Origin of the sequence: Acinetobacter sp. PC34, assembly GCF_051789135.1 — a bacterium.
GTDB lineage: Bacteria > Pseudomonadota > Gammaproteobacteria > Pseudomonadales > Moraxellaceae > Acinetobacter > Acinetobacter johnsonii.
Window position 1 is genome coordinate 2321664 of record NZ_CP196664.1, and the last position, 17528, is coordinate 2339191.

Annotated in this window: 16 protein-coding genes and 3 pseudogenes; 8 read left to right on the forward strand and 11 right to left on the reverse strand. The window is 37.0% G+C overall.

Features of this window, described 5'->3' with window-relative positions:
• Positions 1 to 19: 19 nt before the first annotated feature.
• The 3 genes and pseudogenes from ACSC9N_RS11310 to ACSC9N_RS11320 all read right to left on the reverse strand — a co-directional run.
• Positions 20 to 1570, reverse strand: coding sequence for an arylsulfatase (locus ACSC9N_RS11310; RefSeq protein ID WP_171253706.1), 1551 nt, complete (start codon positions 1568 to 1570; stop codon positions 20 to 22).
• A 121-nt stretch (positions 1571 to 1691) separates the two neighbouring features.
• Complete coding sequence (locus ACSC9N_RS11315) at positions 1692 to 2957, reverse strand: anaerobic sulfatase maturase (protein ID WP_010326288.1); 1266 nt, start codon at positions 2955 to 2957, stop codon at positions 1692 to 1694.
• 698 nt (positions 2958 to 3655) lie between these two features.
• Positions 3656 to 4505, reverse strand: a pseudogene (locus ACSC9N_RS11320) (IS5 family transposase); the annotation flags it as partial.
• Positions 4506 to 4894: 389 nt separating this feature from the next.
• Here ACSC9N_RS11320 and ACSC9N_RS11325 point away from each other — a divergent pair.
• Positions 4895 to 6112, forward strand: a complete 1218-nt coding sequence (locus tag ACSC9N_RS11325; RefSeq protein WP_094148954.1) for a tyrosine-type recombinase/integrase — start codon at positions 4895 to 4897, stop codon at positions 6110 to 6112.
• Positions 6113 to 6188: 76 nt separating this feature from the next.
• On the opposite strand, the gene ACSC9N_RS11330 is transcribed toward ACSC9N_RS11325, so the two are convergent.
• The 3 genes from ACSC9N_RS11330 to ACSC9N_RS11340 are packed head-to-tail and all read right to left on the reverse strand — an operon-like array spanning position 6189 to position 7297.
• The gene (locus ACSC9N_RS11330; protein WP_151862434.1) at positions 6189 to 6575 is read right to left on the reverse strand and encodes a DUF3325 domain-containing protein; all 387 of its coding nucleotides are present in this window, start codon (positions 6573 to 6575) and stop codon (positions 6189 to 6191) included.
• A complete protein-coding gene (locus ACSC9N_RS11335) occupies positions 6563 to 6865 on the reverse strand; it encodes a hypothetical protein (RefSeq protein ID WP_125274842.1) in 303 nt (100 codons plus the stop codon). The genes ACSC9N_RS11330 and ACSC9N_RS11335 overlap by 13 nt, the downstream gene beginning before the upstream one ends.
• 3 nt (positions 6866 to 6868) lie before the next feature.
• Positions 6869 to 7297: a hypothetical protein gene (locus tag ACSC9N_RS11340; protein WP_094148950.1), complete on the reverse strand. Its 429-nt coding sequence runs from the start codon at positions 7295 to 7297 to the stop codon at positions 6869 to 6871.
• A gap of 79 nt (positions 7298 to 7376) precedes the next feature.
• Here ACSC9N_RS11340 and ACSC9N_RS11345 point away from each other — a divergent pair.
• A pseudogene (locus ACSC9N_RS11345) lies at positions 7377 to 8309 on the forward strand (IS5 family transposase).
• 22 nt (positions 8310 to 8331) lie between these two features.
• Here ACSC9N_RS11345 and ACSC9N_RS11350 read toward each other — a convergent pair.
• Positions 8332 to 8691: a hypothetical protein gene (locus tag ACSC9N_RS11350; RefSeq protein ID WP_227556819.1), complete on the reverse strand. Its 360-nt coding sequence runs from the start codon at positions 8689 to 8691 to the stop codon at positions 8332 to 8334.
• A gap of 464 nt (positions 8692 to 9155) precedes the next feature.
• Between ACSC9N_RS11350 and ACSC9N_RS11355 the strand changes: the two genes are divergently transcribed.
• Complete coding sequence (locus ACSC9N_RS11355; RefSeq protein WP_004994718.1) at positions 9156 to 10181, forward strand: IS30-like element ISAba125 family transposase; 1026 nt, start codon at positions 9156 to 9158, stop codon at positions 10179 to 10181.
• A 146-nt stretch (positions 10182 to 10327) separates the two neighbouring features.
• Here ACSC9N_RS11355 and ACSC9N_RS11360 read toward each other — a convergent pair whose 3' ends face one another.
• Positions 10328 to 10537: an acyl-CoA thioesterase gene (locus ACSC9N_RS11360; protein WP_094148948.1), complete on the reverse strand. Its 210-nt coding sequence runs from the start codon at positions 10535 to 10537 to the stop codon at positions 10328 to 10330.
• Positions 10538 to 10614: 77 nt separating this feature from the next.
• Between ACSC9N_RS11360 and ACSC9N_RS11365 the strand changes: the two genes are divergently transcribed.
• Positions 10615 to 11547 carry an IS5-like element ISAha2 family transposase gene (locus tag ACSC9N_RS11365; RefSeq protein ID WP_131230071.1) on the forward strand — a complete coding sequence of 311 codons (933 nt, stop codon included), beginning with the start codon at positions 10615 to 10617 and terminating at the stop codon, positions 11545 to 11547.
• Positions 11548 to 12087: 540 nt separating this feature from the next.
• On the opposite strand, the gene ACSC9N_RS11370 is transcribed toward ACSC9N_RS11365, so the two are convergent.
• Complete coding sequence (locus tag ACSC9N_RS11370; RefSeq protein ID WP_004984984.1) at positions 12088 to 12357, reverse strand: hypothetical protein; 270 nt, start codon at positions 12355 to 12357, stop codon at positions 12088 to 12090.
• A gap of 94 nt (positions 12358 to 12451) precedes the next feature.
• Positions 12452 to 12679 (reverse strand): hypothetical protein, encoded by a 228-nt coding sequence (locus ACSC9N_RS11375; RefSeq protein WP_004984985.1) that lies wholly within the window; start codon positions 12677 to 12679, stop codon positions 12452 to 12454.
• Positions 12680 to 13240: 561 nt separating this feature from the next.
• Here ACSC9N_RS11375 and xseA point away from each other — a divergent pair.
• Both xseA and xseB read left to right on the forward strand, forming a co-directional pair.
• Entirely contained in the window at positions 13241 to 14503 is a 1263-nt protein-coding gene (xseA, locus tag ACSC9N_RS11380) for an exodeoxyribonuclease VII large subunit (RefSeq protein WP_094148960.1), read from the forward strand.
• Positions 14496 to 14690, forward strand: a complete 195-nt coding sequence (xseB, locus tag ACSC9N_RS11385; protein WP_094148961.1) for an exodeoxyribonuclease VII small subunit — start codon at positions 14496 to 14498, stop codon at positions 14688 to 14690. Before xseA ends, xseB begins: the two co-directional genes overlap by 8 nt.
• 46 nt (positions 14691 to 14736) lie before the next feature.
• On the opposite strand, the pseudogene ACSC9N_RS11390 reads toward xseB, so the two are convergent.
• A pseudogene (locus ACSC9N_RS11390) lies at positions 14737 to 14940 on the reverse strand (transposase); the annotation flags it as partial.
• 261 nt (positions 14941 to 15201) lie between these two features.
• On the opposite strand from ACSC9N_RS11390, the gene otsB reads away from it, so the two are divergent.
• Together otsB and ACSC9N_RS11400 are read left to right on the forward strand one after the other, a co-directional pair.
• Complete coding sequence (gene otsB / locus ACSC9N_RS11395; protein WP_094148962.1) at positions 15202 to 16053, forward strand: trehalose-phosphatase; 852 nt, start codon at positions 15202 to 15204, stop codon at positions 16051 to 16053.
• Positions 16041 to 17477 (forward strand): trehalose-6-phosphate synthase, encoded by a 1437-nt coding sequence (locus ACSC9N_RS11400; RefSeq protein ID WP_439036036.1) that lies wholly within the window; start codon positions 16041 to 16043, stop codon positions 17475 to 17477. The genes otsB and ACSC9N_RS11400 overlap by 13 nt, the downstream gene beginning before the upstream one ends.
• Positions 17478 to 17528: the final 51 nt, after the last annotated feature.

Genomic DNA, 17528 nt, shown 5'->3' on the forward strand with positions numbered 1-17528 from the left:
CGGCCACCTTTATCAGAGTTTACTGCTTTTGGGTCTGCATATTCTTAATTAGCTCGCTAAAATCAAGTGTTGCAGCTTTTTGTACAGGTGGATAATCCATCAAAGATTTAATGTGTGAACCCAGTAATGCCTGTAAAGGTTCAGAAATCCATTGCTTGGTTTGAATAATCTCCGAACGGTCTCTAATACTATCAAAAGTCTCAAATGGGTCTTGACGAAGGTTGTACATCACTGGAAATTTTTGCTTTTGATATTGGTCGTAATAATTTTCACTGGTTTCAAAATGAACTTTCCATTGATTAATACGAACTGCACGTAAAATCGATTCATGATAGTACAGAAAATTATCTCGCATACTCTCTTTTGATTTGCCCGTCCAATAGTCGATATTGTTTACACCATCAATAATTTGCTTACGATTGGTTTTCATCACCTCGACCACATTTTTATTCCCTGCGACATTCGCCAAAGTTGTAAACAAATCCATATGCGACTGAATGCCGTGTTTCACTTGTCCCGCAGGAATATGTCCCGGCCATCGCACCATCATTGGAACACGGACTCCCCCTTCATAGGTCGTCATTTTTTCACCACGGAATGGTGTGGTTCCACCATGATTTTTTGCACTGTGCTCAGGGCCATTATCAGTGGTATAAACAATGATGGTGTTATCCAACACCCCCATCTTCTTCATATCATCCAAGAGTTGACCGACTTGCATATCGTGTTCAACCATACCGCTGCCGTATAGATCATCTTCTGAGGTGGCTTTAGCAGCTAAGTAACGATGCTCAGGACGTAAATGGGTAAACATGTGCATACGACTTGGGTTTAACCATACAAAAAACGGCTTGTCTGCTTTTTTACTGCGCTTCATAAAGTCTAAGCTGGCTGCAATGAATTCATCATCCACCGTTTCCATGCGTTTACGCGAAAGTTCACCCGTATCTTTACATTTTTGCTTACCCATTTTACCAAAACGCGGATCATTCGTTTCATCATCTGTAGTGTTTGCATAACAGTGTAGAACGCCACGAGTACCAAATTTTTGACGGAATTCTGGATCTTTTGGATAATCAAATTGCTCAAAAGTCTCCTCAGTATTGAGGTGATACAAATTACCGAAGAACTCATCAAAACCATGTACCGTTGGTAAATGTTCGTTACGGTCACCCAAGTGGTTTTTACCAAACTGACCACTCATATAACCCAAAGGTTTTAGTACTTCTGCCAGCGTTGGTGTTTCTGGTTTAATCCCTAAAGGCGAATCTGGTCGCCCTACCGTGGTCAAACCTGAACGAATTGGATACTGACCCGTAATAAACGATGCACGACCTGCGGCAGAACTTGGCTGTGCATAATGATCAGTGAACATAATGCCTTCTTTGGCAATACGGTCAATATTCGGCGTGTTATACCCCATAACCCCATGGCTATACGCGCTGACGTTTGTCATGCCCACATCATCCGACATAATCACCAAGATATTCGGTGCTTTTGCCATCAGGGCGGTTGAAAGCAAAGCCCCTCCTGCCAGAGCGATGGAACGTGCAATAATTTTTTTACGCATATGTTTTCCTTAACAGTTTTTGGAACAGATAAAAACTCACTTTCAAACAATTGTATCCACACAATCATTTGATACTTCATCATTTATGGGCGACGTCCTGCCCTACGTTATTACGGTTCTTTTAATGTGGTTGTAAGCGTTTCGCAATCTCACTTTTGGAAGTGGTTGCGGTATGAAAAAATTTCTTTAAGCCTGAGCACAGGTAATGTAAGCCAACTTCTCCTTCAGGGGTTTTCAAGAAACGGTCTTTCGGACAATCGCCCCAGCACAGTTGTAAATATGGACATTTGCGGCAGTATTCTGGGAGTGAGTTTGACTTGGCATAGGCAAATTTCTTTTGTCGCTCTGCAAAAACCAAATCCCCCTGATGGGTCTCTTGAATATTGCCGAGCTTATATTCTGGATAGACAAAGTGATCACAGGAAAATAAATCACCATTGTGCTCCACTGCGAGTGACTTCCCGCAAATCTGTCCAGATACACATTTTTGTGCGCCATATCCAAACATCATCGAAATCACATTCTTAAATTGATCGATAAACACTTGTCCAAAGTCTTGAGCAAACCACTCCTTCCATACAGTAGATAAGAAGCTCCCCCAATCATCCGCAGCAATCGACCAGTCGGTTACTACGGAATCAATAGTTCCGGGTTGTGCTGCGGTACTGCCTAGTTTCGGTAAATCGGCTGGATTCCAGTGTCCTGGCGCTGTTTGTTGGAACTGCGCACTTTCCATGCCTGGAATAAACTGAATCATGTAAGGTTTAACCTGATCACGCAGGAAGCGGTACACATCGAGCGGTCGTTTGCTGTTATCGCGATTGACCACACATAATGCGTTAAAGCGTATTTGGTATTGATGCAGTAGTTGCGCAGCATGCATCACTTTGGCATGGGTAGGTTTACCACCTTTGTTATAACGGTGGATGTCGTGCAAATCGGCTGGACCATCAATGGATAAGCCAACAAGATAATCATGTTTTTTTAGAAAGGCACACCAGTGTTCATCGAGTAAAATACCGTTGGTTTGTAAGTCATTTTCAATGCGTTGATTGGGTTTCTTATATTTATGTTGTAGTGCAGTCACGCGTTTAAAGAAATCCACCCTCATTAAGGTCGGCTCACCGCCCTGCCAACTAAATACAATTTCATCCCCAGTTTGTGCTTCAATATATTGCTTAATATGAAGCTCTAGCATTGACTCCGTCATGCGCGGAGTTTTCGGTTGATGCAACATATCTTGCTTATGCAAATAGAAGCAATAACTACAGTCCAAGTTACACTGTGCGCCAGAGGGCTTGACCATCACGTGATAGCGATATGTTTGTCCCTGCACTTGCAGGCTTTTTAAAGGCGGCGATTCAGCTTGTATAGGTATCATTCGCATTTTTTAGAGTCCTCATTTTTTCAGCGTTCAGGCACTAATTCGCAACTGTACATAACCATGTGCACAAGTCATTTTGCGAAAAGAGATTAGCGAGTTTCATTCCATTCACTACATGAAGTCTGCTAAAGAGCAGAGCCGTTTTGTATTTTGAATGGATTAACCCGAGTGACTGTTGCCGCTAAACACGCAACAGGAAGGCTGCTATAAGATAACCTTTCAGATATTTTGATAATTTCAATGTTTTATAATTCATTCTCTTCTTATCCCTAAGCTTAATTGTCATCAGCAAAGCTACCGTGTAAGAGTAAAAATCAACAGCCAATTCCAATTTAGGCATGCTGAAAAATACTGACCCATCTCACACAGTTGCATTGCTTGGTAGAGCACGTTATCAAACTTTGAAAATAGAAAAACCACTCAAAAGAATGGTAATTGTATTTTTTATGGTCTCTACTTATTAAAGCTTTCTTCGGATTCAGATCATGTTCTAAAACTTATTATTCTTTAGCGTGTATTTGAAAAAATGCCTTTTCCTATACAGCGAATACAGACCTATCGTCGTCTGGAATTTTTGCTGAAAAAGGATTTTGTTGCACAAATATTTAAAAAAATACCCCTAAGCGACTCAAATTTAAGTGACAACTTGGATATGAATTCGGTCTTAAAATGGCTATACGGGCATGTACCTCGTTGACCTAGCTTTGAAAGTTCCTAGCACTGAGTTTATCGCCTAGTAATTTGATGCAATGCATCTTGGTTTCTACCAAACTACGACGATGATAGCCTGACCATTTTTTCCAAATCATTTTTCCTAGGCGTTTAACTATTTTCAATAATTCATTTCTTTCTAAAGATTCTACTTTTTTGTCTTTCCAAGGCTTTGCATTTTTTCTAGGTGGAATCACTGCATACGCTTGCCGATCTGCAATGACCTGACGGCATTGTTTTTGTGTCATAAGCCCCGTCTGTATAGACTGAATCAATCTGCTCATCCAATGGGATTTGATCAAGTAAATCACCGAGTACCTGTGAATCACTGATATTGTTCGTTGTGAGCTGAACTGCACGTATTTGCAGCGTTTCAGCATCTATACCAATGTGAAGCTTACGCCATTGGCGATGATATTCGGGCTGATGTTTCTTCCTTTTCCATTCACCTTCACCTAAAAACTTTAAGCCAGTAGAGTCCACGGGCAAGTGAAGTCCATTACTACTTTTTTGATAGCGAATTGCAATATCAATATGCTTCTGTCTTCTACACAGCGTGGAATAATCTGGTGCTGTCCAATCTAATCCACTAAGTTTAATGAGGCTCTGAACAAATTCTGTGGCTAGGCGTAAAGAGAGTAGAAATAGCGATTTGATTATTAAACAACACTGAATCGCGGCATCGGCATAAGTTTGATTTCGACCTTGCTTACCTTGTGGTTGAGCATACCATTGAGTCGTTGGGTCAAACCAAATGAAGATGTTTCCTCTATTTATTAGTGCTCAGTTATACAAAGGCCAATTAGTTGTGCGATAAATTTTAGGTGCAGGCTTCTTCATTTAGAAATTATATTGATGAAGAAGCCCTTAAGAGTAGGTTTGTGCAACAAAGTCTATTCAGATTAAAAATGGCTAAAAATATCAATTATTTTAATTTAACAGCCTAACTAAACCACTTTAAGCATTATGCACCAAACCAATCCAACATTTACAAATAATAAAAAGGCCGCATTTAAGCGGCCTTTTTACATCTAAAATAATATGGTGCAGCTTACATCATTCCTCACTGCTTTATTACTATATATCACCTTTCCAGAAATCAAAAGCAACATATTGTTTTACATGGTTTTTTATTTTCACCTTGTATAACCTAGCATGCAATGACATTTCAAAAAAATGTGAGTAAGATCGTGAGTAAATCTAATTAACAAACTTGTTACTCACACACCATGCTAAACGATCTTAAAATCAAACAATTAAAGCCTAAAGAAAAACTTTATAGAGTTGCAGATCATTCCGGTTTATGCATTGAGATACGTCCCACAGGTGCCAAATTTTGGCGGTATAGATACCGTTATTTAAATATTGCCAAAATGCTAACCATCGGGCAATACCCAGAAATTAGTCTCGCTTATGCACGTAGTAAAACAATGGAGTATCGAGAAAAGCTAGCTAAAGGTACTGATCCTATTCAATTTCAGAAAGAAGAGCGTACAGCTGCTATTCAATCAAATGCAGATAGCTTTAAAAATGTCGCAGAAGAATATCTAGAGAAGTACAAAACAGGAAAATCTAAAGACTGGTTTATGAATAGAACTCGATATTTTTCTAAAGACATTTATCCGGTTATAGGAAAAACCCCTATCAAGGATGTCAATTCTAGTGATATTAGAACCATTATAGACAACACTATTACACGCATACGCAAAAGTAGACGTGGTACTGGAGAAGTGAAAGCAACATTTGTACGACAGATTTGTGCTGAAGTACTGCAGTATGGAATTATTACCCAACGAATAACTACCGACCCCACATATGCATTAAGACGTTATATCCATAGACCTGATGTTCAACATGCCCAACCACTCAGTGATGAAGATAAAAAAATCATTCTTCCAACCATAAAAAGTTACGGAGGATGTACCAGCACTAAAAACTCTATCTTAACTTTGCTTTACAGCATGCTCCGCACAATTGAAGTACGAAGAGCTAAAAAAACATTTATTAATTTTGAAGATAAAACTTGGATTATTCCTAGAGCAACTAATGAAGAAGTCTTAGCTGGCAAAAGAAATATGAAAAAGAATCGTATTCATATAATTCCTTTATCAAGTCAATTGATTGAAATTCTAAAGGAACAATTTATTCTTTACCCAAACAGTGAATACATTTTTCCCGGCGATGATGGAATCTCCATGATCGGAAAGAACACCCTTAATTCTGCTTTAGATAATTTGGGTATTGGTCATATTTCTATGCACGACTTCCGTGCTACAGCATCGACAGAATTACATGAAGCAAATTTCAATACTGATTGGGTAGAAATACAACTTGCCCATGCCAAAGGCAACAAAACACGTGCCTCTTATGATCATGCCAAGTGGCTGAAAGACAGGAAGGCTATGTTACAAACATGGGCTGATATGATTGATAAATGGGAATATTAATAAACTACTTTAAAATAAAGTATACATATGAAAGAGTGGTGTTCTTAAACGCACACCACATCATTCCAATTACCAGCTACAATTTTGATTTATAATAAATTATTATTCCTACATAAAATATGCATAGTATTGTAGCCAAACCTACTAGCCTGATAACCCATGCTAGTTGATAACTGAGTAAAAAAACCAGTACTCCCACCCCAAACGTCAATACACCAAAATATGCTGCCAATCCAATCGAAAAGCCCCATATTTGAATACTTAGCTTCAAGACTACAGCTAGAAAAATCCATCCCATAACTCTTAAATACACTGGCTTTAGGAAAGTGACAGGTAGCCAGAAAGGCTTGCATTTGATTAATTGTATGTGAGCTTTATCCATCGCAAAATTAAGGTTTGCCATACCGATAAAATTGGTCGCAAAAACAGTAATTACCGACAAACCAAACATTAAACTATCCATTGTTTTAAGCCCCAATTCACCGTAGCCATAACCATTAAAATTATTAGGATAGCCCACCATGCTTTAATCGAACTTTTGACACTAAATACATAAATAATGATTAATAACCACATGATAAAACTGATGATTAAACCTGTGTAGGTTGCAAGTGCTTTTTGCTCAGAACTCAATGCAATTAAAGATACCGAAATGCTAGCAATCAAAAATCCACCCACAGCTGCTAGAAAACAACGACCAAACACCATCCAACGATATTTTACAATGTCAGAGAAATTAAAAAATTTCATCATTGACTATCCGTTTAGCCGATTTTTTATTGGTATAGGGGTGTTTATTTTTTTCTGTACTTCCAATGTTGCCCATAATAATAATAGACCAATAAGCATCAATCCGATTTCAATATTAACTAACACCCAAGCGCCATATGGAATGGCGACACCTAAATGCCGATCTGTTGTGAAAAAATTTAAAATAGGAAGTAGTAACCAAGCTAAGGCTGCAAAAGCTAAAATCTCCCGCCATGCTTTCATCAATGGTCGGAAAATTGCATAAATAAGAGTGAGTAACCATGCAATAAACAGGCTATGGACTTCCCAATCCGCACGTCCATCAAATGGTACGGGAATCAAACGATTTGCCCAAAAATACATTGCAATAGCAAAAGGCAAACCTGCAATTGTGGCAATATTGAGTTTTTCTACCAGTTGATGACCAAAGCTCACTTTGCCTGCTTTGGTAGCTTTAACTGGCTTTGTTGCACAAAGCTATTCTTGAAGGCTTCTTCAGCAATATAATTTCCAGATGAAGAAGCCTACATCTAAAATCTACCGTACAACAAATTGGTCCTCGTATAACTAAGCTTTAATCAAGCGAGGGAATATTTCAATCTGGTTTGATCCGAATACCCAATGGTATGCACAACCACAAGGCAAGCACGGACGAAATCAAACTTATTCCGATACAGCGATTCAATGCTGTTTAATGATCAAATCTCTATTCCGTCTTTCTTTGCGTATGGTCACTGGCTTTGCTCAAAGCCTGATTAAACTCAGTGGCTTGAATTGGACAGCACCAGATTACTCCACCCTCTGTAGACGACAAAAGCATATTGATATTGTGATAAGCTATCAGAAAAGTCGTGATGGGTTACACCTACTCGTCGACACTACGGGTTTAAAATTTTTAGGTGAAGGCGAATGGAAGCGTAAGAAACATCAGCCTGAATACCGTCGGCAATGGCGTAAACTGCATATTGCTATAGATGCTAAAACCCTGTAAATACGCGCTATTCAGCTCACAACCAATAATGTCAGTGATTCACAGGTACTTGGTGATTTGCTTGATCAGATTCCACAAGATGAACAGATTGACTCTGTTTATACCGATGGAGCTTATGACACCAAGCAATGCCGTCAGGTCATTGCAGATCGGCAAGCGCATGCGGTGATTCCACCTAGAAAAAATGCGAAACCATGGAAAGATACAAAGATCAGCTCGCTAGCGCGAAATAAATTACTTCGAACAGTTAAACGTTTAGGCAGGACACTATGGAAAAAATGGTCAGGCTATCATCGGCGAAGTTTGGTTGAAACTAAGATGCATTGCATCAAGTTATTAGGCGATAAACTCAGTGCTAGGAATTTTGACAGCCAAGTGAATGAGATCCATGCACGCGTAGCCATATTAAATAAATTTACAGAATTAGGCAGACCACACACCCGAGTTGTGCCTTAAATTTGAGTCACTTAGGGGTATTTTATTTTTTAAATCTTTGTGCAACAAAGCCCTTCATAACTATAGATAGTGGAATCTGGTCTTTCTTACTCTCATCAATAGTAATATGTTGTATGAAACCTGCTAACCATAACAGAAACTCATCTTCATTTGAGATTCGAGGAATTAGGGTTAAATCCAACCTTTTAATACCCTCAATTTTATTCTCATCATCAAAAATGGTCGCACAAATTTCATGATCAACTTTTAAATTACTTGAGTGGGTATACTCTCTAACTTTGAGGATTATCAATGTGAAAAGGCCTTTTTGATCCCTTTCAATACCAACCTCATCCTTAATGTCTTTTATGACTTTTTCAGCCAAAGCTAGATATTGTGGCATGATAATTTCCTTTATATAAATCATACCTAAACTATTATGTGAATACATAATCAATAATTAATTACTCGTTTGTTACGTAAATGAAACTTCCAGTAAATATTGTAAATTCACAATTACACTAAAATTTAACCAGTTTACATATTCTATCCATATTGTGATGTAGTTATATCTTGCAATAAAAAACCACCCGAAGGTGGTTTAACTAAACATCATGGACATCTGTCCAAACTCATAAATGAGTAATGTGAGACCAAATGCTGAGGCTGAAAATACGAGTACTTCTTGCGAGGTCATATCCATCTCCTTCTATTGTTCTATTTAATGCTCTAGTCATTAAGAATGCATTTGACTCTAAATGCAAACAATTATCACAAATTCTAGGGATAGACATGTAAGAGGTTTTATAAAAGGGCAGAGTAAAACTTGAAGTGCGACATAAACCACCTAATTAATTTAAAGGGTTTATGGAGTATATAAAATTGTCATACCATCATCTTAACTTTGAAGATCGTACTGCATTAATGCTTGAGTCAAGAAAAGAAGGCTTTTCAGCCAGAAAATTTGCTGAACTCATTAAAAGACATCCTAGTACGATCTATCGTGAGCTTAAAAGAAATAGCATCAATGACGTTTATCAAGCTCGATATGCTTCTGATAACACCTTCGCTAGACGTAGACGTGGTCACAGAAAACTCAAAATCGATTCAATCCTCTGGAAATTTATTGTTGAAGCGATCCGTTGTTTATGGTCTCCTCAGCAAATAGCAAAGCGTTTAAAGACATTTCCTGATTTGGATCAAACAATGAATGTAAGCCATACAACGATTTATTCAACGATACGAGCATTACCCAAGGGTGAGTTGAAAAAAGACTTATTATCCTGTCTGCGTCATGAAAATAAAAAGCGAAAAGCTAACGGTGAACCTAAAAAAGATTCTATATTACAGGATATTAAAACTATTCATGAGCGCCCAGCCGAAGTTCAAGAAAGAAAAATACCGGGTCATTGGGAAGCTGATTTAATTAAAGGTAAAGACAATAAAAGTTCGATAGCAACACTTATTGAACGAAATACACGGCTCTGTATCTTGGCAACATTACCTGATGCAAAGGCAGAATCAGTGCGCAAGGCTTTAACTGAAGCTCTGAAATATTTACCTGCAGAACTGCGTAAAACGTTGACCTATGACCGTGGACGCGAGATGTCAGAACATAAAATACTCGAAGAAGATTTAGGCATAGATGTATATTTCTGTGACCCACATTCACCTTGGCAAAAAGGCACATGCGAAAATATGAATGGTTTAATTAGGCAATATTTACCTAAAGGGATTGATTTAAATCAGGCAGATCAGCATTATTTAAATCAAGTTGCCATGTCACTGAATACTCGTCCTAGAAAGGCGTTAGATTGGCTTACACCATTAGAGAAATTTGCTCAGCTTGTTGATTATCATATGGCTTTTGAAACTGTCGCACCTCATGTTTGAATTCGCCAAGTAACTGTGACGTTGATTAAGTGTATAAAGTTTTATAACAACATTTCATAAGAGAGAAAAAACCTCCGCGAATAATAGATATCGAACAGGGTCTTTTATGTCTGATCCATTTAAAAAAATAGAGGCTTAGAACTCTCTTAAGATGGATTGCTTAAAAGTTTACGCATCTGTCTATGTCTTCTAGTGAGACCTAGTACCTCTTTGCGCTTAATAATTTCATCTTCAGTAAAAGGCAGATGATTGATAAGCTCCTCAATCGCCATAACACTATTTTCAATTAAGAAAATATCCTGCTCGGTTGTCCAAATTGAGGTTATATGCTCAGATTTTTTAGGCAGTCTTTTTATAAAAAGAAATTATACCTAATCATGGCTTTGTTGCACAAACCTAGCCTATAAGGTTTATTCAGTCCTATAATTTCAAAATGAATAAACCTACTCCTAAAACTTATCGTACAACCAACTGGTCTTCCTATAATCGCGCTCTCATTAATCGGGGCAACATTTCCATTTGGTTTGATCCAAACACTCAGTGGTATGCACAACCACAAAACAAGCAAGGTCGAAATCAAACTTACTCCGATACGGCTATTCAATGCTGTTTAATGATCAAATCTTTATTTAGACTCTCTTTACGCATGGTCACGGGTTTTGTTCAAAGTCTGATTAAACTTTGTGGATTAAATTGGACCGCACCAGATTACAGTACGCTTTGTCGAAGACAAAAACATATTGATATTGCGATTAGCTATCAAAAAAGTAGTGATGGGCTACATCTACTCGTCGACTCAACTGGCTTAAAGTTTCTAGGTGAAGGTGAGTGGAAACGTAAGAAACATGGACCTGAATATCGTCGCCAATGGCGTAAGCTTCATATTGGCATCGATGCTGAAACCTTGCAAATACGTGCAGTACAGCTTACTACAAATAATGTGAGCGATTCGCAAGTACTCGGTGATTTACTTGCTCAAATTCCCTTAGATGAACGAATTGATTCGGTCTATACCGATGGTGCTTATGACACGAAGCACTGCAGACAAGTCATTCTAGATCAAGATGCACATGCGCTCATTCCGCCAAGAAAAAATGCAAAACCATGGAAAGATCAGAAATTGAGATCTTTAGAGCGGAATGAGTTACTGAAAACAGTTAAACGTTTAGGAAGAACGCTTTGGAAAAAATGGTCTGGTTATCATCGTCGAAGTTTAGTTGAAACCAAGATGCATTGCATCAAACTATTAGGTGATAAATTAACAGCAAGGAGTTTTTCTAGTCAGGTGAATGAGATTCATGCACGCATAGCCGTATTGAACAAATTTACAGAATTAGGTCGTCCTCATACCCAAGTTGTCATTTGAATTCTGTTCAAATGAGCAGAGTGTTATCTTTTAAATCTTTGTGCAACAAAGCCCCTAATCATGAGGACTTTTAAATTTCTTCAAGCACTCTCGGCATACACAAATTTCTTTATGGTCATTTGTGTAATCAATCTCTCTAGCACCATGAAGGCCAAATATACACATTAATAATCTGATCATCTTATTCCTCCTTTAAGTACCTAAAAAGTATATGTCTTAGGCATCTATATTTATATGAATCCCTGTAAGACAGCATTTCGAACAACTTTATCGAAGTTTGAATGAAATGAATTTTCAGTAGTGTGACTCTTTAACAATAAACAGAAAGTTGCTACCGCACCTATGCTCACCAAAGTTAAGAATTTCATCTTTAATTCCATCCATGTAGAACTTTTGATTCAAACATATCACTGTGATTTGTATTTATCTAACCGCCTTATGATGAATTACTGTTCATAATGTAACCACATTATTATTTATGTAATTGAATTTGTTAAACAATGAAACAATTCCTATTAAATTACACTGATTTATTACAACTTATAAATTTAAAGCTTTATGTGCCCATTTCAGAAATTTATCTTTATCGTTGAAATTAGGGACATTCAATAAATTGATATAGGAAACTTCACCAAAGTTTCCTGAGATTTTATTTGATTCAAGAATTGTAAAATCTTCTTCTCGCCCTACATGTACTTCCCGAAAAAACTCCGTAACTTTCCGATCAAGGTTTAGTGAGGTAAACGCCTCTCTTTCAACTAAAAAGTCATAGATCTGGCTAATCACATGTAGTTCAAATTTTCTATTCATTTTTTCCGTTCTCATAATTATTTTAACAATTGGTTCAATTTAAACTAATTTCTTTTACGGATAAAGACAATAAAAAACTTACTATCAGGGACAGTTAAATAGATTTTCGCTTAGTCTTTGCCAGTAAGATCTCTATACGTTGAGTAACTTCCAATAATTTAAGCTCAGCATCACGCCAAAAATAATAGACGTCACCATGTATGACATACATTTGCTTAATGTAGTTTGCTGCTTTTGTCTTGTTTACTTTTTTAGCATTAAAACATGGTTTATCAAGCACTATTACCCTGCCATCTAAATCACCACCGATATAAATATTCATTTCTATTCTTCTTGTTGTAAGTAATGATTAAAATATATCACAACAAAAAAGCGCAATTATTTGAACGCACTTTATCGACTAAGCATCTGATAAAAAATTAAAATTTATACCAATACGATTTAAGTTAAGCTCCTATTAAAAAAGCCCTACATTTCTGTAAGGCTTTCCCCTTGGTCTTTTGCGCCGAAACAAGGAATCGTTGTTTTTATTTACAACAAAATAATTAAATCATTAATCGAATAAAAAATGAAGAAAAAAACCTGCAACTTGGGGAAGGTGCAGGTATAAACTGATATTAACTATCATGGAGAACTTAATACCAACTAATATACTTGGTTTATATTGAGACCTCATTCACATTTTATTCCAAATTATCTAGCAACAAAAAAAGCCCATCAAATGATGAGCTTTTTACGGTAATTAAGTGAATTTCCATATGTACGTCCACTATAGCAGAAATATGCCATATACCTTGATCAGGGTCAAGTGAGCATATTCTCAATTTGCACTTCTGGCTTTGCTTTAATACTATTCATCTAAGCACTTCAAATAATTGATCTAATGTCTGAACCTCAGTTTTCTCTCAGTGATTATCTATCAACCGTACAGGAAGTCATTCAAATTACTTTCAATGAGCCTGTATGGGTGAAAGCTGAGATCCGTAATCTAAATATTAAGGGCGGACATTACTATCTTGAGTTAGCTGAAAAGGATGAAAGTACCGACAAAGTTATAGCGAGTTGTAAAGGAACCATCTGGAAATTTACAGCTCAAAAAATGGTGCTTAAGTTTGAAAGGGAAAGCGGTGTAGAGCTTTCAAAAGATTTAAATGTCCTGGTAAAAGTCAGAGCCAAGTTTGATCCACAGTATGGCTTTTCAGTTAATGTTGAAGATATTGATTCAAGCTATACCCTTGGAGACATTGCACGGCGTTATCAACAAATATTAGAAAGACTAACCACTGAAGGTCTGTTAAATAAAAATAAGCTCATTCCTACTCCGTTTGATATTCAGAATGTCCTGGTAATTGCTCCTGAGAATGCGGCAGGTTTAGGTGACTTCAAAAAAGATGCTGATGCTTTAGAAAAATCTGGTGTATGTCATTTCAAATACTATTCAGCCACATTTCAAGGGAACACGGCAGCACAGAGTATCATCACTTCTCTAAGTAATGGTCTGAGACAATGGGCTACTGATTTCAATACGCCACCCGATCTCATCGTGATTATCCGTGGTGGCGGTGCTGTGAACGACCTTGCCTATTTAAATGATTTCGAACTGGCAGCATTGTTGGCCAAACGAACCGTTCCGATTTGGGTCGGTATTGGTCACGAGAAAGACCGTACGATATTGGATGAAGTTGCAAACCGTTCATTTGACACACCAAGTAAGGTAATTGGTGGTATTCGTAATCTTATCGCTGAACGGACTCAGGGTGTCTTAGATTCATTCCAAACCATTAAGCTATTATCCCAACATCAAATCACGACGTACCAAAGCCAAAATGATCAATACATGAGAGTGATTAAGACGCTTGCGCATGGGCAAATTAATGAAGCAAATAAGAGCGTAGATTTGATGCGAAGCATCCTACATTACTTAGCCCAGCAACAGATCAAACTGGCAACGAATCAAGTCGAATCGCTGATGCGTGAAACCCTAATCCAGAATCCGCGAAACGTGCTGGCTAAAGGCTATGGAATAGTTCGTAGTGAAGGGAAAGCTATTCGCTCTATTCAACAGATTTCAGGTGATAACATCCAGGTCGAATTACAGGATGGTACCATTCAAGCAAATGTAATGAAGGTAATTGGTAATGAGTAAAAAAGAACTCTCTTTCAAGGAAGGCTATGGAGTCCTTAAAAAGAATGCCGAGCTATTGGAGTCACAGGAAGAGCCCGACATTGATAATTTAATGAAAATCGTTGAAGAGTCTATGGTGGCATACAAAGCCTGTAAAACACGTGTGGACGCAGTGCAAAATGCTTTGAATGAGACATTTAAGGAATAATAAGTTAATAATATGGGAAAATTTGATTTTACTTTTTGGTTTACATTAGATGAAATAAGGATTTGATCATTAAAACAACATTGGATAGATGTGTTCAAATAAGTTTAATTTCGACCATGTTTACCTTTGGGAGGAGGCTACCATTAAGTTGTAAGATCAAATCCAATCGAGATATTTCCTCGATTTATTAGGCTCGGTTATTGGTGGACCAATTCATTGTACGATAGATTTTAGGTACAGGCTTCTTCATTTGGAATTTATATTATTGAAAAAACCTTCAAGAAGAAATTTATGCAATAAAGCGACTTCAACTTATATGTCTTTGTGTAACAAAGACATAATAAATATAAAAAATGAATTCTTATTAAACATGTAAGAAAGATTTACGATGTATTCTAAGCGTTACTAATGTAAATTACGTTCTGCTTGTGTTTGCTTATTGACAACTTAAGTATTATAAAAAAAATATCGATCTATAATAAAATATAATCGCAATATGAGATATTAAAAATTGAGAGACATAATAGATAAATCAATTTCAAAACTAGAATACTTGAACTCTTTAAGAGATAAGCTTAGCTCAAATTACAATAAGCCATGTCTATTTTTAGATATAGATGGCACTTTATCTGATTTTCAATTAGATCCTACTAACAGTTATATTCCGACTAAGACTTTAAATATTTTAAGACAAATTATTTCAAATAAAATTCCTGTTATAGCTGTGACAGGACGAGACATTGATTCTGCACGTAAATTATTTGAATCCCTTGATCTTCCAATTGCTGCATTGCATGGATTAGAAATATATCTTGGAAATGAAAAAGAATTACGTACACCAAAGGGTTTCTTAGAAATTTCACATATTCACAAAATTTTAGCTCGAGCATGTATCGCCTATCCAAGTTTACTGATTGAAAACAAGAAATCATCAATTGCGTTGCATTATAGGAAAGCTCCAGAGCTAGAAGATATAGCAAAAAAAATAATGTTAGAAGCTCAAAAGATATTCCCCAACCTAAGATTAATTCAAGGGAAATTCGTTTATGAATTAATACCCGCTCAAGCCAATAAAGGCTTGGCAATCAAGGAAGTTTTAGCTCATTTAAACCAGTATGAGGTTTACACACCAATTTTCATTGGTGATGACTTTACGGACGAAGATGGTTTTTATTTTGTGAATCAGTTGGAAGATGGCATCTCAATCAAAGTCGGTCAAGGGCTTACCCATGCCAAATACCAGCTTAAAGACACAAAGCAAGTATATGATTTTTTAGAATTATTTTTAGACCATATTCGAAACCATGATAACAATTTTAAGGGTAACAACAACTTAGATGGAGAGAAAACATGTCTAAATTAATTATTTTATCGAATCGAGTCAGTATTCCCAACGGGCAAAAAACTACCGCAGGTGGGCTTGCAGTCGCTATACAAGATGCATTAGATGATATTGGTGGTGTATGGCTCGGATGGAATGGCGAACGAGTTCATAAGCAAGAGGAAGTACATTTTAATATTTTTCGGAAGGATAAAGTTGATTATGTCACCTGCCCTTTAACAAATTCTCAATATTCAGATTATTATGCAGGGTTTGCCAACAATTCACTTTGGCCTGCCATGCATTATCGTTCAGACCTGATTGAGTTTAAAACATCAGAATACGAAGGATATCAAAAAGTAAATTCTTTATTCGCTCAAAAACTTGCCGAAATTGCAGATCCAGACGATACCATTTGGGTTCATGATTATCATTTTTTAAGTGTGGCGAAATATTGCCGTGAACTCGGTATGCAGAATAAAATTGGATTTTTCCTGCACATTCCTTTTGCACCTTTATTTATCTGGCAAAAAATTCCATGTGCTCAACAATTGATTGAGGATCTATGCCAATACGATGTGGTGGGTCTACAAACAGATAAAGATCAAAAAGTGTGTATGCAAGTATGCACATCTTTATTGAACGCACAGAAAATTCAACAAACTTTATTAAGCTACCATCAACGTTTAACCATAATTAAATGCTATCCAATTGGTGTAAATCCAACAGCGATTCAAAAAGCGGCCCATAAGTTTATTGATGTACAAGACTTCCTTACCCGTCCAGTAGAGCTGAATGCTGCAAAAACCATTATCGGCGTAGATCGGATTGATTATTCAAAAGGTTTACTGGAACGCTTTTTGTCCTATGCAGAGTTCTTAGAGAAATATCCTGAGTATCAGCAGCATATTCAACATTTACAAATTGCTTGCCCATGTCGTTTGGAAGTTCCAGCTTATCAACGTTTATTTGAGCGTTTCAAGATTAAGATCGAGATGATTAATCAGGAATTTGCAAAGGAAGAGTGGCAACCCGTGGAATGTATTTATGATGCAATAAAACATCATCATTTGATGCAAATCTATCGTCAAGCCGATGTGTGCTGGATCAGTTCAATACGAGACGGGATGAATCTGGTCGCGAAAGAATATATTGCCGCGCAAAATCCATCAAATCCTGGTGTACTTATTCTATCCAAATATGCAGGTGCAGCGGAACAGATGTCTGAAGCACTTCTGGTTGATCCCACCGACAAAATGGCGATGGTCAATGCCTTAAAAAAAGCACTGGAAATGCCACGACGTGAACGTATTTCACGTTACAAACAACTGATGAAAGGTTTAAAAGATTTTGATATTAATGAGTGGCGCAATGCATTTCTTAACGACTTACAGAACAAAACCGCTATGCAGGATTTCAGATTCCTGAGAATGCGTAACGTTAACCCTATTTATCAAAATTTATAGTACTTTGATTTGTAAGGAACTGGCAGTATCCAGATATTGCCAGTTCAATTC

Bases quoted from the DNA above. Each gene is read 5' to 3' on its own strand.
- ACSC9N_RS11310 (WP_171253706.1), bottom strand. From the start codon at position 1,570: ATGCGTAAAAAAATTATTGCACGTTCCATCGCTCTGGCAGGAGGGGCT.
- ACSC9N_RS11315 (WP_010326288.1), bottom strand. From the start codon at position 2,957: ATGCGAATGATACCTATACAAGCTGAATCGCCGCCTTTAAAAAGCCTG.
- ACSC9N_RS11325 (WP_094148954.1), top strand. From the start codon at position 4,895: ATGCTAAACGATCTTAAAATCAAACAATTAAAGCCTAAAGAAAAACTT.
- ACSC9N_RS11330 (WP_151862434.1), bottom strand. From the start codon at position 6,575: ATGGATAGTTTAATGTTTGGTTTGTCGGTAATTACTGTTTTTGCGACC.
- ACSC9N_RS11335 (WP_125274842.1), bottom strand. From the start codon at position 6,865: ATGATGAAATTTTTTAATTTCTCTGACATTGTAAAATATCGTTGGATG.
- ACSC9N_RS11350 (WP_227556819.1), bottom strand. From the start codon at position 8,691: ATGCCACAATATCTAGCTTTGGCTGAAAAAGTCATAAAAGACATTAAG.
- ACSC9N_RS11355 (WP_004994718.1), top strand. From the start codon at position 9,156: ATGGAGTATATAAAATTGTCATACCATCATCTTAACTTTGAAGATCGT.
- ACSC9N_RS11365 (WP_131230071.1), top strand. From the start codon at position 10,615: ATGAATAAACCTACTCCTAAAACTTATCGTACAACCAACTGGTCTTCC.
- ACSC9N_RS11370 (WP_004984984.1), bottom strand. From the start codon at position 12,357: ATGAATAGAAAATTTGAACTACATGTGATTAGCCAGATCTATGACTTT.
- ACSC9N_RS11375 (WP_004984985.1), bottom strand. From the start codon at position 12,679: ATGAATATTTATATCGGTGGTGATTTAGATGGCAGGGTAATAGTGCTT.
- xseA (WP_094148960.1), top strand. From the start codon at position 13,241: ATGTCTGAACCTCAGTTTTCTCTCAGTGATTATCTATCAACCGTACAG.
- xseB (WP_094148961.1), top strand. From the start codon at position 14,496: ATGAGTAAAAAAGAACTCTCTTTCAAGGAAGGCTATGGAGTCCTTAAA.
- ACSC9N_RS11400 (WP_439036036.1), top strand. From the start codon at position 16,041: ATGTCTAAATTAATTATTTTATCGAATCGAGTCAGTATTCCCAACGGG.